Below are 13393 nucleotides of genomic sequence, written 5' to 3' on the forward strand. Positions count from 1 at the left end.
CACCCACGAGTTCGTCGTCGTCTCCGGCCACCTGCCCCCCGACCACCCCGCATCCCTCGTCGACTGGCCCGCCCTCGGCCGCCTCCGCGGCACCCTCGTCGTCCTCATGGGCGTCGACACCGCCCCCACCATCGCCGCCGCCCTCATCCAGCACGGGCGCGCACCCGACACCCCCGTCGCCGTCGTCTCCGACGGCTCCACCCCCACCCAGCGCACCCTGCGCACCACCCTCGCCGGCCTCCCCGCCACCCTCACCGAGCACACCGTCCGCCCCCCGGCGGTCTGGGTCGTCGGCGAGGTGGCGCAGCTCACGTCCGCCGACTGACGGTGTGTCGCGGCGTGCCGGTCACGGCGGGTGAGCCACCGATGAGCGGAGCGCGATGGTCCCCGACGAAGTCGTCTCCAGGCATGGTGGTGCCACGGATCGCCCCCTAGCGTGGGCGCGTCCGGACGGACCCGTCCGTCGCTCAACCGGCGACAGCCGTCCGGACGCCGCCGAACCATCCGCCGGCACCCGCCGGCATCAGGACCGGGGACCCACCGCACCACCTGGGGTGAAGCGACCGATCGGCCTGCAGGGCCGGCCGGACGCCGGGCGACTTCCCTCCCGAACCCGTCAGCTAACCCGGTAGGCGGCCGTGGAAGAAAGGACCACCCGCCGAACATGGCGAGTTCGCTCAGCCCTGCCCACCGCCGCGTCACCGGACGGCGGGCCCTGCTGGCCCTCGTGGCCGCCGGCGGCGTCGCCCTGACGCCCCTCCCCGCACTCGCCGACCCCCAGCGGCCGGCCACCTCCCAGGAGGCCGCGCAGCTCATCGCCGCCCGCGCGCACGACCTGGAGGTCCTCACCGAGCGCTTCAACGAGACCCGCGAGCAGCTCAAGGCCACGCAGGCGGCCGCCGACGCGGCGGCCGAGGAGCTGACCGCTGCGCAGGCCGCGCTCGCCCAGGCGCAGGACCGCGTCCGGACCGTGGCCCGCAGCGCCTACACCGGCGAGGGGCTCGGCACCCTCGAGGCCGTGCTGACCAGCGAGTCGGCGAGCGACCTGGTCGACCGGGTGGGGCTGCTCGACACCATCGCCGCCCACAACAACGGCGTCCTCGGCGAGGCGCGCAGCGCCGGCGAGGACGCCGAGCGGGCGCGGGCCGCCGCCGAGGAGGCCGCCACCGCGGCCCAGGAGCAGGTCGACCGCGTCGACGCGCAGCGGGCGCGGCTCGACGAGCAGATCGCGGTCTACCAGGCCCAGTACGAGCGGCTGACCGACGAGGAGCAGCGGGCCTCCCGGGCCGCCGCCGAGCGGCACGCCGCCGAGGAGGCCGCGGCGCAGGCCCCGGCCGCCCAGGCCGCGCCGGCCCCCGGGGCGCCCGCTGCGGCTGCTCCGGCCCCGGCGGCCCCGGCTCCGGCGCCCGCCCCGGCGGCTACCCCGGCCCCGGCGGCCCCGGCTCCGCCCCCGCCCGCCCCGTCCGGCGGCAGCGGGGCGGCGCAGACCGCGGTGAGCACGGCCATGGCGCAGATCGGCGACCCCTACGTGTGGGCGGCCGCCGGCCCGAACGCCTTCGACTGCTCGGGCCTGATGCAGTACGCCTACGCGGCCGCCGGCATCAGCCTGCCGCACTCCAGCCGCATGCAGTCGACGATGGGCACCTCGGTGCCCCTGTCGGCGCTGCAGCCCGGCGACCTGCTCTTCTACTACTCACCGGTCAGCCACGTGGGCATGTACATCGGCAACGGGCAGATGGTGCACGCGTCGACCTCCGGCGTGCCGGTGAAGGTGGCGTCGATCCACTCCATGGGCGACGCCCCCTTCGCCCGGCGGATCGCCTGACCCGCTGAGCGCCGGACGTACGGAGCGACCGCCGCCCCGTACGTCCGGCGCTCAGCAGCACGGCCTCGTGCGAGCATGATCCCTCGTGCGGGACGGGACGGGGGGCGGGCTGCCCCGCGAGGTCAGGGTCCTGGCGGTCATCGCCTTCGTCGTGGCCCTCGGGTTCGGCATCGTCGCGCCGGCCATCCCGCTCTTCGCCCGCTCCTTCGGCGTCGGCACCACGGCCGTCGGCCTGGCCGTCAGCGCCTTCGCGTTCTTCCGCTTCGTCTCGGCGTTCAGCGGCGGCACCCTGGTCGAGCGCTTCGGCGAGCGACTGGTGCTCGCCTCCGGGCTGGTGATCGTCGCCGTCACCACCGGGCTCGCCGGGCTCGCGGGGTCCTTCCCGGTCTTCCTGGGGCTGCGCGCCGCCGGCGGCATCGGCAGCGCCATGTTCACCGTGGCGGCGCTGTCGCTGCTGCTGCGGGTCGCCCCTCCCTCGCACCGCGGCCGCGCCGCGGCGACCTGGCAGGGCGGCTTCATCCTCGGCGGGATCGCCGGCCCCGCCGCCGGCGGCCTGCTCGCCGAGCTCTCCCCCCGGCTGCCCTTCTTCCTCTACGCCGGCTTCCTGCTGGTCGCCGGCGCGGTCGGCATCGCGCTCCTGCGCACCGCCGAGCCCGACCCGGCCGCGCCCGCGGCGGCCGACGTCGCCGGCCCCGACCTCGACGCCGGACCGGTCCGGCTCGGCAGCGCACTGCGCTCCCGCGTCTACCTGGCCGCGCTGGTGGCCAACTTCGGCGTCGGCTGGGTGCTGTTCGGGGTCCGCAACTCCCTCGTGCCGCTGTACGTCACCGAGGAGCTGGGGCGCACGGTGGCCTGGGCCGGGGCGGGCCTGCTCGCCGGGTCGCTCGCGCAGGCGCTGGGCCTGCTGCGCTCGGGCCGGCTCGTCGACGGCTGGGGACGGCGGCCTTCGCTGGTGCTGGGCGCCGCACTGGCGACCGCCGCCATGGCGGTGCTCGTCCTGCCGCCGGCGATCTGGGCCTTCCTGCTCTCCATGGCCGTCTTCGGGCTGGGCGCCTCCCTGCTGGCCAGCGCACCGGCGGCGCTGGTCGGCGACCTCAGCGGCGGGCGGGGCGGCCGGGTGGTGGCGGTGTTCCAGATGTCGGCGGACCTCGGCGCGATCGCCGGCCCCCTCGTCGCCGGGTGGCTCACCGACGTCGCCGGCTTCCAGGTGGCCTTCGGCGTGAGCACCGCGGTGCTCGCCGCCGGTCTGGTCGGCGGGTTGGCCATCCCGCGGGGTGCACCGCGGCCCGCCCCCGCCGCCGCGCCGGCGTCGTGACCCTCAGCGGCTCCGGTAGAGCCGGGTGGTGAGCGGCAGGAACACCAACGCCAGCGCCGCGGCCACCGCCAGCGAGACCAGGATCGCGCCGCCGTCCGGGGTGCCGTCCATCAGGGAGCGGCACGCCGTCGCCAGGATCGAGATGGGGTTGACGTCGACGAACGCCTGCAGCGGCCCGGGGAGGGTGGCCGGGTCGACGAAGACGTTGGACAGGAAGGTCAGCGGGAAGATCCCCATGAAGCCCGCGTTCATGACCGCGTTCGGGCTGCGCAGCAGCAGGCCGAGCACCGAGAACGCCCACGACAGCCCGAAGGAGAACACCACCACCAGCGCCAGCGCCGCCAGGGCTCCGGACACCCCGGCGTCCGGGCGGTAGCCCAGGAGCACGCCGACGACGATGAGCACCGTGCCGGCCACGACGTAGCGGACGCTGTCGCCGAGCAGCGCCCCGAGCAGCGGGGCCGGCCGCCAGATGGGCAGCGAGCGGAACCGGTCGACGACGCCCTTGGTCAGGTCGGTGTTCAGCGAGATGCCGGAGTAGACGGTGGTGAAGAGCACCGACATCACCAGCAGGCCGGGCAGCGTGTAGTCCAGGTAGGCGCTGGTGGAGCCGGCGATGGCGCCGCCGAACAGGTAGGTGAACATCAGCAGGAACATCACCGGCGTGACCGTGACGTCGAGCAGCTGCTCGGGCACGTGCTTGACCTTGAGCATGCCGCGCCAGCCGAAGGTGAGGGCGGTCTGCAGCGCCCCGGGCCGGGGCGGGCGTTCCGTGCCGGCGATCGCCCGGCGCACCGCCGCGGTGTCGGCGTCCGTGGTCGCAGTGGTCATGACGTCTGCTCCTCGAGGGTGGGTGCGGGGCCGGGCGGTTCCTCCGCGCCCCGGCCGGTGAGCGCCAGGAAGACCTCGTCCAGGCTGGGCTGGTCGAGCGAGAAGTGGGCCAGGCCGATGCCGGTCCGCGCGAGCTCGGCGACCCCCGCCGCCGCCCGGGCCGGGTCCGGGCAGACGGCGGACAAGGCCGCCGGGTCGGCCTCCAGGGTGACCGCGCCCAGCGCACGTCCCAGGACGTCGGCCGCGTCGGGGCGCCGGGCCGGGTCGAGCAGCCGGACGTGCAGGGCGCCGGTGCCCACCGACGCCTTGAGCTGCGCCGGGGTGCCCTCGGCGATCACCCGCCCCCGGTCGATCACGGCGATCCCGTCGGCGAGCTGGTCGGCCTCCTCCAGGTACTGGGTGCAGAGCAGGATCGTCGTCCCCCCGGCCACGAGCGCGCGGGCGATCTCCCACACCTGGTTGCGCGAGCGCGGGTCCAGCCCGGTCGTCGGCTCGTCCAGGAACATCAGCCGCGGGGTGACCACGATGCTCGCCGCGATGTCCAGGCGGCGCCGCATGCCCCCGGAGTAGTGCTTGACGAGCTTCCCGGCGGCGGCGGCGATGCCGAAGGCCTCCAGCAGCTCGTCGGCGCGGGCCCGCGCACCGGGGCGGGACAGCCCGAGGAGGCGGCCGAGCAGCACGAGGTTCTCGCGGCCGGTCAGCTCCTCGTCGACCGAGGCCAGCTGCCCGGTGAGGCTCACCAGCCCGCGGACGGCGTCGGCCTCGGCGACGACGTCGTGCCCCAGCACCCGGGCGCTGCCCGAGTCGGGGCGGATGAGCGTGGCCAGCATGCGGATGGTCGTGGTCTTGCCCGCCCCGTTGGGGCCGAGCACGCCGTAGATCGTCCCGGCCGGCACGGCGAGGTCGAGCCCGCTCACCGCCGTCGTCGCGCCGTAGGACTTGGTCAGGGCCGTCGCCTCGACGGCCAGTGGTGCGTGCAGCGCCATGGGTACCTCACCCGGGTTCGCGTCGTGCGGATTCCTCGTGGTGTGGACCGACTCTCCCCGCCGGGCTCATCGGCGGCGAGCGAGTTTTCTCCCCCGGCCCGCTGGGGCGTGTCCAGAAACCTCGGCGCGGTCCGTGTGACACCGGGTGCACCGGGGAAGGGCCCAGCGGAACGCGCAGGCGTCGTCGCACCGAGCCGGTGCGCGCGCTCGCCCGGTCGGGGGGAACACGCCGCGAGGAGGCACGCACGGATGGACATCGCCGCGATGCGGGCCAGCTTCGCCAAGGCGGCCGCCACCGGCGACGAGGCACCGCTGTACTTCTACTCGCACCTGTTCCTCAGCCACCCCGAGACGCGGGCGATGTTCCCCGTCTCGATGGCCCACCAGCGCGACCGGTTCTTCCACGCCCTCGGCGAGGTGGTGTCCCACGTCGACGACCTCGACGCGCTGGTGCCGATCCTGAAGCAGCTCGGGCACGACCACCGCAAGTTCGGCACCCTGCCGGCGCACTACCCCGCGGTGATGCCCAGCCTGCTCGCGACGCTGGAGCACTTCGACGACGAGTGGGACGAGCACCGCGCCCGCACCTGGACCGAGGCCTACGAGATCGTCGCCTCGGTGATGATCCAGGGCGCGGAGGAGTCCGCGGACCAGCCGGCGACCTGGCGGGCCGAGGTGGTGGCCCACGAACGCCGAGCGGTCGACGTCGCGGTGCTCCAGGTGCGGCCCGAGGTGCCGGTCAACTACCTGGCCGGGCAGTCGATGTCGCTGGAGATCGACCGCCGTCCCCGGCTGTGGCGGTACTACTCCCCGGCCAACGCCCCGCGCGAGGACGGCACGTTGGAGCTCCACGTCAAGGCCCGGCCCGGCGGCCCGGTCAGCACCGCCCTCGTCCGCAGCACCGAGGTGGGCGACCTGCTGCGCCTCGGCCCCCCGCTCGGCGAGCTGACGCTGCCCCCGGACTCCGACCGCGACCTGCTGCTCGTCGCCGGCGGCATGGGCCTGGCGCCGCTCAAGGCACTGGTCGACCAGGTGGCCCGGCAGGGTCCGCCCCGCCGGGTCGACCTCTTCGCCGGAGCCCGCACCGAGGCCCAGCTCTACGACCGCGCACCCCTCGGTGAGCTGCAGGCGGCCCATCCGTGGCTCGACGTGACCTTCGCGGTGTCCGACGACGACCTGTCCGGCCTGGAGCACGGGGACGTCGGTGACGTCGTCCTCCGGCAGGGGCCGTGGCTCAGCCGGGAGGTGTACGTGGCCGGCCCGGCGCCCATGGTGGAGGCGACCGTCGAGGGCCTCCTGCGGCACGGCGTGCCACGGGAACGGGTGCGCAGCGAGGTGTTCGCCCCCAGCCGACCGGGGCCCAGTGCCGAGGGGAAGGTGACCGAATGACCACCACCGAGACGTCCGGGACCGGAGGGGGTGCGCGGCGGCTCACGCCGGAGCAGATCCGCGGTGCCCGCTTCACCGCCGGCACGATGCTGCACCCCGGCTACGACCAGTCCGAGGTCGACCGCTTCCGGGAGATGGTGGCCGCAGAGGTGCGCAGCCTCGCCGGCGAGCGCGACGACCTGCAGCGCCAGGTGGCCGAGCTGCAGCAGCGCCTGTCGGGCATCACGGTGCCCGAGCCGCCCAGCGAGCAGGCGGTGAAGATCCTCGCCAGCGCCCAGCAGACGGCCGACGAGTACGTCGCCGAGGCCGAGGACTTCAGCCGGCAGATGACCGCCGAGGCGCGCGACCAGTACGAGGAGCAGCTGCGGCTGGCGCGTGAGAACGCCGGCGCCATCATGCAGGCGGCCCAGGAGGCGGCTGCGCGGCTCAGCGTGGCCACCGGTGCCGACGGCGACGCCGCCGGGCAGCGCACCACCGCCGAGCTCGAGGAGCAGGTCGCCTTCCTCAAGGCGTTCGCCCAGGCCTGCCGGGCGCAGCTGCGCGCCTACCTGGAGGCGCTGCTCACCGACGTCGAGACCGAGTGGGGCCGGGTCGACCCGGCTCTGGCGCCCGAGGCCCTCGCCGCCGCCGGGCCGGGGCGGCGACCCGGGCCGACGGGGTCCCCGCAGACGACCTTCCACGACAACAGCGCGGGCGGCGCCGACGTGGAGGACAACCGGCCGGCGCCCGCGGGGGCCCGCTCGACCGGCTCCTGACGGAGCACGCTCAGCGGCCCGCCGGCGGCGGGTCCGGGGCGGTGCTGCCCGCAGCGGACGGGCCGGCACGGTTCCCGGCGGGCTCCGGCTCCGGCCCGCGCTCCGGCCGCTGGAAGAGCGAGTAGAGGTAGACCAGCGCCGGCAGGAGGACCACCCCGCCGGCGATCAGGGCCACCAGCATCGCGAGCAGCGTCGCCCGCCCGCCGGCGGCCTCCTCGATCGTCAGGTACGGCAGCAGCACGTAGGGGTACTGCGCCACCGCCCAGCCCACCAGGACGGTCGCGACGGCGAGGCCCGAGGCGGCGCGGGCGGCGACGAACCGGCGCGTCCAGAGCAGGACCAGGGCCGCCACCCCGGCCACGACCGACGCCGCGATCACGGGGGCGGCCCGGCCGGTCAGCCGGTCGAAGAGCACCGGCGCGTCGGCCCGGAGCACGAACAGCCCGGCGATGCCCGCGGCGCCCGTGACGGCGGCGGTCCCCAGCGCCCGCACCCGGAACTGCTCGACCAGGTCCTCGGCGCCCTCGCGCCGGGCGTCGGCGCACAGGAAGACGGCCGCCAGGTAGGCGCAGACCAGCACCGCCATGACGCCCCCCAGCGTGGAAGTCGGGTTGATCCAGCTGGTGACGACGTCGCCGGCGGCGATGCCCGGCGGGACCCGGCCCGACGCCACCCCGCCGACGACCGCGCCGAGGAAGTACGGCGTGGCCAGGGACGAGAGCGCGAACCCGCCGCCGAGGAACCGGCGCATGCCCAGGGTGGTGATGCTCTTGCGGAAGGCGAAGGCCGCGCCGCGGGCGATCATCCCGAACGCGGCGAGGGTGAGCGGGATGTAGAGGGTGGTCACCACGGCGGCGAACGCTCCGGGGAACGCGGTCCACAGCACGACCAGCACGAAGATCAGCCAGACGTGGTTGGCCTCCCACACCGGGGCGATCGAGCGCTCGATGAGCTCCCGCTGCGGGGTGCCGCGCCGCGTGCCGCCGGCCAGCAGGTCCCAGATGCCGGCGCCGAAGTCCGCACCGCCGAAGAGCGCGTAGGCCAGCAGCCCGACGAACATCACGCTCAGCAGGACCTCGGGCAAGGTCACTTCACCGCCACCTCCCCGGTGTGCGCGTCCGGGGGCCGGGCGTCCGCCTCCTGCGGGGCCGGGGTGCCCGGGGCGCCGGCCAGCCGGCGGAGGACGAAGACGGTGAGCGCGGTGAGCAGCACGTAGATGACGACGACGGCGTAGAAGCCGAGGTAGAGGCCGGGCGCCGGGCTCACCGCCTCCTCGGTGAGCATGATCCCGTAGACGATCCACGGCTGGCGGCCGACCTCGGTCACCACCCAGCCCGCCTCCATGGCGACGATCGCGGCCACCCCGGAGACCGCCACCGCCCGCAGGAACCACGGGCTGCGCGGGATCTCCCGGCGCCGCCACCAGGCCCAGGCGAACCACGCGGCGAGCAGCAGCAGCGCCGACCCGATGCCGACCATCACGTCGAAGGCCAGGTGCACCACGTTGACCGGGGGGATCAGCTCGTCGGGGAACGCCTCCAGGCCCAGGATGACGCCGTCGGGGTCGTGGTGGACCAGCAGCGACAGCCCGTTCGGGATCTCGAGGGCGTAGTGCAGCTCGCCGTCGCTGTACCAGCCACCGACGGACAGCGGCGCACCGGCCATCGTCTCCTGCTGGGCCTCCATCGCCGCCAGCTTCGTCGGCTGGTTGTCGGCGACGACGTTGGCGATCCAGTCGCCCACGCCGATCTGCACCGGGGTCAGGACCGCCGCGAAGGTCAGCGGGATCAGCAGCCCCGCGCGGTGGTAGGCGTCGCGCCGGCCGCGCAGCATGCCGACGGCGTACACCGACGCGATGGTGAAGCCGGTGACCATGTAGGCGGCCAGCAGCATGTGGGTCACCTGCGGCCAGGTGGACTCGCTGAACATCGCCGCCCACGGCCGGGGGTTGACCACCGACCCGTCCTCGGCCAGGTCGAAGCCCGTGGGGTTGTTCATCCAGGCGTTGGCGGCGACGACGAAGAAGGCGCCGGCCATGCCGGAGACGATCATCGGGATGGCGCTTAGCATGTGCGCCCGCGGCGAGAGCCGGTTCCAGCCGAAGAGGTAGACCCCGACGAAAATCGCCTCGATGAAGAAGGCGAAGCCCTCCAGCACGAAGGGGAAGCCGAACACCTCGCCGAACCGGTCCATGAGGCCCGGCCAGAGGATGCCGAGCTCGAACGAGAGCAGGGTGCCCGAGACCGCCCCCGCCGCGAAGAGCACCCCCATCGCCTTCGCCCAGGTGTGCGCCAGCCGGGTCAGCTGGGCGTCCCCCCGCCGGTGCCCGCGCCACTCGGTGAACACCGTCATCAGGGGGAAGGCGATGCCGAAGCAGGCGAAGATGATGTGCCACCCGAGCGAGAGCGCCATCTGCATCCGCGCCGGGTAGAGGTTCTCGGCGGCGTCGGCGAGCAGGTCGAAGCCGGTCATGGGCGTCTCCGGAGCGCTGTCGGCGGCGCAACCCGGGGCTGGGGCCATCGCCACGTCCCGGCCGCTCTTCCCGGTGCGCCGCGACCGAAACCCGGACCCGCTGCCGTGTTGCGCGATCGGCACCGGGCCCGACGGGCCGGGCGCGGTAGGTTTCCAGCGGCAGCCGCCGACCCTCCAGGAGGCCACCCGATGTCCGACGTCCTCCTCGTCCTGCTGGTGGTCGTCCTCGTGGCCCTCGCGGTGCTGGCCGTGGTCGTGCTGGTGCTCCGCCGGCGGAACCTGGCCCGGGCCGCCGCCCCGCGCCCCCGGGTCGACCCGCTGGCCGACGAGCCCGACGTCTACGACCCGCACGCCATCGGGGTGGGCGACGTGATCACCTACGCCGGCGTCGACCACGTCGTCCGCGGCACGATCGTGCTGGAGGAGGGCGGGATGACCTGGCGCGAGCACCTGCTCGACGGGTCGACCGGCCGCCGCTGGCTCACCGTGGAGGACGACGAGGGCGACCTCGAGATGACGCTGTGGATGCGCCGCGAGGGCACGAACCTCACCCCCGACGGCGACGTGATCCTCGACGACCGGGTGCACCGGCAGATCGAGCGCGGCCGGGCCAGCTACACGGCGGAGGGCACCACCGGCACCCCGCCCAGCGGCACCGTCGAGTACGCCGACTACGCGACGGCGGACAAGACCGGGCTGCTCGCCTTCGAGCGCTGGGCCCCCACCCAGTCCTGGGAGGTCTCGACCGGGCGCGCCGTGAGCCGCGGTGAGCTCACCGTCTACCACCGGACGCCCGGGACATGAGCCTGCACCAGCTCGACGTCGCCCCGCGCGACGTCTCCGCCGGAGCGCTCGGGCTGCTGCTCGACGGGCCGGCCCCCGCTCCGCTGGCGCGGCTGCGCCTCGAAGGCCGCCCGGGGGCGGTGGTCACCCTGGGCGTGCTCGGCGCCTCCCACGTGGTGTGCGCGGAGGCGGGCGGGCACCGGCTCACCGAGGAGGTGTCCTGCGACGCCGTCGGCGCCGGAGGCCGCCCGCTGCCCGCCGGCCTGCGCGCGGGCGGCTACGACTTCACCTCGGCGACCACCGCCACGACGCGGGGCGAGCTCGACGCGACCGCCGCCCGGCTGCGGGCCCTGGCCGCCGACGACCCGGCGTGGCTCTGCGGCGCGTTCCCCGGTGCGGCCGACGCGCTGACCGCCATGACGGCGCAGGCGCTGCCCGCCGGCGGCTGGGCCTGGCAGACCTGGCACCTCTACCCCGCCGGGGACGCCGGCGAGGTCGTCACGACCCGGACGAGGTGGGCCCCGTGAGCACCCTCCGCCGGCTGGCCGCCGTGGTGCTGGCCGCCGTCCTGCTCGCCGGGTGCGGCAGCGGGACGCGCGTGCGCGACTTCCTGGACGAGACCTACGAGCGCACCGAGGTCGTCGACGACACCTCGGTCTACGCCTCCCCCGACCCGGTGGGCACCACGACAGCGGCCATCGTCGACGCCGTCCAGCCCGCCGAGCGGCAGGCCGACGGCGGCAGCGAGTACCTGCGCTACGACGACGACATCGTCGTCGTGACCGCGGCGCCCGACGGCAGCACGGTGCGCGTGGAGGACCTCGACGGCCGGTACCGCAGCGGCTTCTTCGCCTTCCTCGGGCCCGGCTTCCGCCCCGGCTCGCCCGCCGGCACCGGGGGCGGCGGGGGTCCGGGCGACGTCAAGTGACCCGCCGCTCCCCCGCTTCCTCCCCGACCCCTGTCCCGATCCCAGGAGAGTTCCCGACGTGACCACGACCTGGCAGGCCCTCGAGTTCGGCACCGTCGAGGGCGGGGCGTTGGTGGACGGCGTCCTGGCGACGCTGCTGTGGTTCGCCATCGGCTTCGGCGTGCTCGCCGTCGGCTTCCTCGCGCTGGACCTGATCACGCCCGGGAACCTGCGCACCCAGGTCTACACCGACCACAACCCGAACGCCGCGATCCTGCTGGCCGCCAACCACCTGGCTCTGGCGATCATCGTGGTCACGGCGATCATGACCAGCGCCGACAGCCTCGGGCAGGGCCTGGTCGACACCGCCGTCTACGGCCTGCTCGGCGTGGTGCTCCAGGCCGTGGCCCTGCGGCTGCTGGACGCGGTGGTCCCCGAGCACCTGCGCGACCTGGTCAACGAGCCGCGGATGCGCGGCTCGGCGTGGGCGATCGGCGTCAGCCTGGTCGCGATCGGCGCGGTGAACGCCGCCGCGCTGTCGTGACGCCGTGACCACGTCCGCGCCCGAGGTGGCACCGGGTGCGAGCCGGGAGCGGGTGCGCTCCCGTCCGCTGCTGCTGGCCGCCGTCGCCGTCTGCGCCGCCTGCGGGCTGGTCTACGAGCTGGTGCTGCTGACCCTGTCGGCGAGCCTGGTCGGCGGCGGCATCACCCAGACCTCGCTGATCGTCGCCGGGTTCGTGGCCGCGCTCGGCGCCGGGGCCCTGCTGGTCAAGCCGTTCCTCCCGCACGCGGCGACCACCTTCGTCGCGGTCGAGATCCTGCTCGGCGTCGCCGGGGGCCTGAGCGCGGTGACGCTCTACGTCTCGTTCTCCTTCTACGGCACCAGCACCGCCGTGCTGCTCGCCGCGACGGCGGTCCTCGGCATCCTGGTCGGCGCCGAGGTGCCGCTGCTGATGACCCTGCTGCAGACCGGACGGGAGGGCATCGACGCCGAGGGCAGCGGCAAGGTCCTCGCCGACCTCAACGCCGCCGACTACGCCGGAGCGCTGCTCGGCGGGCTGGTGTGGCCCTTCCTGCTCCTGCCGCTGGCCGGCCAGGTGCGCGGCGCGGCCCTCACCGGTCTGGTCAACCTGCTCGCCGCGGCGGTGGTCTGCGGCCTGCTGCTGCGGCGGCAGATGAGCCGCCGGGCCCGGCAGGCCGCCGGCGGGGCGCTCCTCGCGGCGGCGCTGCTGCTCGGCGTCCTGCTCGTGCAGGCGCGCGACATCGAGACGACGGCCCGGCAGCGGCTCTACGCGGACCCCGTGGTGGCCGCCGAACGCTCCCGTTACCAGGAGATCGTGCTGACCGAGCGCTCCGGCGACCTGCGCCTGTACCTGGACGGCGACCTGCAGTTCTCCAGCCGCGACGAGCACCGCTACACCGAGTCGCTGGTGCACCCGGCGCTCGCGCGCGACCCCCGCCGGGTGCTGGTCCTCGGCGGCGGGGACGGCCTCGCCGCCCGGGAGGTGCTCCGGCACCCCTCGGTGCGGGAGGTGGTCCAGGTCGAGCTCGACCCCGACGTGGTGGCACTGGCGCGCACCCGGCTGGCCGGGCTGAACGCCGGTGCGCTCGACGACCCCCGGGTGCGGGTCGTCGTCGACGACGCGTTCCGCTGGCTGCGCTCCCCGGCGGCGACCGGCTTCGACGCGGTGGTCGTGGACATGCCCGACCCCGACACCCCGGTGCTCGGGCGGCTGTACTCCGTCGAGTTCTACGGCCTGGTGGCCACCGCGCTCGCGCCCGGCGGGCTGCTCACGGTGCAGGCCGGGAGCCCCTACTCGACCCCGGACGCCTACTGGCGGACCGTCTCCACGCTGGAGGCGGCGGGGCTGGCGGCCACCCCGTACCACGTCCACGTGCCCAGCTTCGGCGACTGGGGGTTCGCGCTGGCCGGGCACGGGCAGGAGCCCCCGCCGCTGGCCCTCTCCCCTGCCGTGCCGTCGACCCGGTTCCTGGACGAGGCGGTGCTGGCGGCCGCCGGGGTGTTCCCCGCCGACCGGCCGCGGCAGCGGCTGGAGCCCTCGACCCTGGACCGGCCGCTCGTCGTCGAGGACATGCGCGGCGGTTACATCGGCTGACGCCTGTAGCGTT

The 13393-nt window shown here is 75.2% G+C and carries 14 protein-coding genes and 1 riboswitch; of the genes, 10 read left to right on the top strand and 4 right to left on the bottom strand.

What is annotated here, in order from left to right:
* The 3 genes from ACI794_RS18755 to ACI794_RS18765 all read left to right on the top strand — a co-directional run.
* Window positions 1–325: uroporphyrinogen-III C-methyltransferase (locus tag ACI794_RS18755; RefSeq protein WP_456617094.1), on the top strand; the 325-nt coding region annotated here is incomplete at its 5' end.
* A 170-nt stretch (window positions 326–495) separates the two neighbouring features.
* Window positions 496–650: riboswitch (cyclic di-AMP (ydaO/yuaA leader) on the top strand.
* A gap of 14 nt (window positions 651–664) precedes the next feature.
* On the top strand, window positions 665–1825 hold the full coding sequence (locus ACI794_RS18760; RefSeq protein WP_456604136.1) for a C40 family peptidase: 1161 nt from the start codon (window positions 665–667) through the stop codon (window positions 1823–1825).
* A gap of 85 nt (window positions 1826–1910) precedes the next feature.
* Entirely contained in the window at window positions 1911–3140 is a 1230-nt protein-coding gene (locus ACI794_RS18765) for an MFS transporter (protein ID WP_456617095.1), read from the top strand.
* A gap of 3 nt (window positions 3141–3143) precedes the next feature.
* On the opposite strand, the gene ACI794_RS18770 is transcribed toward ACI794_RS18765, so the two are convergent.
* Window positions 3144–3971, bottom strand: coding sequence for an ABC transporter permease (locus tag ACI794_RS18770; protein WP_456581262.1), 828 nt, complete (start codon window positions 3969–3971; stop codon window positions 3144–3146).
* Entirely contained in the window at window positions 3968–4957 is a 990-nt protein-coding gene (locus ACI794_RS18775; RefSeq protein ID WP_456604138.1) for an ATP-binding cassette domain-containing protein, read from the bottom strand. Before ACI794_RS18775 ends, ACI794_RS18770 begins: the two co-directional genes overlap by 4 nt.
* Window positions 4958–5206: 249 nt before the next feature.
* Here ACI794_RS18775 and ACI794_RS18780 point away from each other — a divergent pair, with 249 nt between their 5' ends.
* Window positions 5207–6346, top strand: coding sequence for a globin domain-containing protein (locus ACI794_RS18780; protein ID WP_456581260.1), 1140 nt, complete (start codon window positions 5207–5209; stop codon window positions 6344–6346).
* Complete coding sequence (locus ACI794_RS18785) at window positions 6343–7101, top strand: DivIVA domain-containing protein (protein WP_456604139.1); 759 nt, start codon at window positions 6343–6345, stop codon at window positions 7099–7101. The genes ACI794_RS18780 and ACI794_RS18785 overlap by 4 nt, the downstream gene beginning before the upstream one ends.
* A 10-nt stretch (window positions 7102–7111) precedes the next feature.
* Here the strand turns inward: ACI794_RS18785 and ACI794_RS18790 are convergent, their stop codons facing one another.
* Together ACI794_RS18790 and ACI794_RS18795 are read right to left on the bottom strand one after the other, a co-directional pair.
* A complete protein-coding gene (locus ACI794_RS18790; RefSeq protein ID WP_456604140.1) occupies window positions 7112–8191 on the bottom strand; it encodes a cytochrome d ubiquinol oxidase subunit II in 1080 nt (359 codons plus the stop codon).
* A complete protein-coding gene (locus tag ACI794_RS18795; protein WP_456604141.1) occupies window positions 8188–9573 on the bottom strand; it encodes a cytochrome ubiquinol oxidase subunit I in 1386 nt (461 codons plus the stop codon). The genes ACI794_RS18790 and ACI794_RS18795 overlap by 4 nt, the downstream gene beginning before the upstream one ends.
* Window positions 9574–9762: 189 nt before the next feature.
* Here ACI794_RS18795 and ACI794_RS18800 point away from each other — a divergent pair, with 189 nt between their 5' ends.
* The 5 genes from ACI794_RS18800 to ACI794_RS18820 are packed head-to-tail and all read left to right on the top strand — an operon-like array spanning window position 9763 to window position 13380.
* The gene (locus ACI794_RS18800) at window positions 9763–10377 is read left to right on the top strand and encodes a DUF4178 domain-containing protein (RefSeq protein ID WP_456617096.1); all 615 of its coding nucleotides are present in this window, start codon (window positions 9763–9765) and stop codon (window positions 10375–10377) included.
* Entirely contained in the window at window positions 10374–10883 is a 510-nt protein-coding gene (locus tag ACI794_RS18805; RefSeq protein WP_456604143.1) for a DUF2617 family protein, read from the top strand. The genes ACI794_RS18800 and ACI794_RS18805 overlap by 4 nt, the downstream gene beginning before the upstream one ends.
* Complete coding sequence (locus ACI794_RS18810; protein ID WP_456581254.1) at window positions 10880–11284, top strand: DUF4247 domain-containing protein; 405 nt, start codon at window positions 10880–10882, stop codon at window positions 11282–11284. The genes ACI794_RS18805 and ACI794_RS18810 overlap by 4 nt, the downstream gene beginning before the upstream one ends.
* A 58-nt stretch (window positions 11285–11342) precedes the next feature.
* Window positions 11343–11807, top strand: coding sequence for a DUF350 domain-containing protein (locus ACI794_RS18815; RefSeq protein WP_456604144.1), 465 nt, complete (start codon window positions 11343–11345; stop codon window positions 11805–11807).
* Between the two features lie 4 nt (window positions 11808–11811).
* Window positions 11812–13380, top strand: coding sequence for a polyamine aminopropyltransferase (locus ACI794_RS18820; protein ID WP_456604145.1), 1569 nt, complete (start codon window positions 11812–11814; stop codon window positions 13378–13380).
* Window positions 13381–13393 lie beyond the last annotated feature (13 nt).

The sequence above is a fragment of the Blastococcus sp. SYSU DS0541 genome (genome assembly GCF_054050875.1).